Source organism: Moorena sp. SIO1G6 (genome assembly GCF_010672795.1).
Taxonomy (GTDB): Bacteria; Cyanobacteriota; Cyanobacteriia; order Cyanobacteriales; family Coleofasciculaceae; genus Moorena; species Moorena producens.
The window spans coordinates 1-1268 of the sequence record NZ_JAAHFZ010000189.1 but is presented as its reverse complement, the minus strand read 5'-3'; the positions used below and the strand labels follow the sequence as shown (position 1 = coordinate 1268).

Annotated in this window: 1 protein-coding gene; it reads right to left on the bottom strand. The window is 41.2% G+C overall.

Features of this window, described 5'->3' with window-relative positions; all coding sequences use genetic code 11:
• Nucleotides 1–353 precede the first annotated feature (353 nt).
• Complete coding sequence (locus tag F6K63_RS36945) at nucleotides 354–596, bottom strand: hypothetical protein (RefSeq protein ID WP_008188185.1); 243 nt, start codon at nucleotides 594–596, stop codon at nucleotides 354–356.
• Nucleotides 597–1268: the final 672 nt, after the last annotated feature.

Sequence of the window (1268 nt, the reverse complement as noted above, 5' to 3'; positions counted from 1 at the left end):
TTCTTGGCATCGTTAGAGCTGGATTCTACACTTCAATTATACTCTAGCGCTAAGTAAATGTCAATGTCCATTTTGTGGTATTAAATACCGATTTATCCCTATTTTTAAGGGTTTAATTGCGAGGCTGTTTCAATATTCTGCACACTGGCATTATGAATCATTTGTCCTTTTTGAGAAGCTGCCCTAACCAAACTGACTACTGTATTATAGCTGAGGGGGTGACAAAAAGGCTAAAAAGTAAACGGGGTGTGGGGTGTAGGGTGTGGGGTGTGGGGAAAATAGAAGGGAATTTCGAGTTACCCGGTGCAATTTCATTCCGTCCCCAACCTGATTCAAGCGTCCCTACCAACGTTTCAAGCTCCTGATCTAAACCCGACACCCTTGCACCCGGTCACCCCACACCCAGTAAGGCTTTTAAGGCTGTTTGTCACCCCGTCAGCATTGAGACCCATCCCTTCACTTCTGGCTTTGAGAATCTCGATCATGCGACTTAAGGGGGTGCGCAGTCCTGCTATGGGGGTGGCGAAGGTCTCACGCTCAGTACGTATCGCACTCAAAGCAATGGTAGATGGTTCCTGTGCCGTTTTGGGTCTCATAGCGGTCGTGGGGTTTAACTTGTGGACTACCACACAACGGACAATTTTGGGATAATAACTCCATTGCTCACCTCTAAGTCGTGACAGGTCAAATCTTACCTATTATCCCTCCTAATTCAGATATAGCAAGACTTTCAACCACCCGCTTAACGGAACCAGTGCCTATATTTCACGAATCATTTAAAACTCCTATATCTACTGGTCTGACAAACCTGCGTAATGGCTTAAATATCACATTTTTGATCAATTTTTATGGCCTTTATTTTTAATTAAGATTATTGATAACTTTTATTAACTGTGCATAATACTGTGCATAATTATGTGATATTCTTCTCTAAGAGTTAATACAACTACGAAATCACTAAGTCGATGTAATCAACAGTAAAGTGGGATACACTGTAATCCCTCAATATTCCTAATGCACAGCAGACAAGCATATCGGCTAGTCAAATTTATCTCGAATTAGTGGAGGATATCCATGGCATAGCAAACTATGTAGTTATTTAAACTACAATCAGCAAATTATGAGTATTAGTGATCAGTTCCTGGGGGGGCGACATGAGAGCTAAAAAGTAGACTGTATAAGCTTCATAGCTCTCATACCTCGTAAATAATGATCGAGCTTATGACGACTTAAATGCATCAAATTTTCAACTAATCCCCAACATTTAT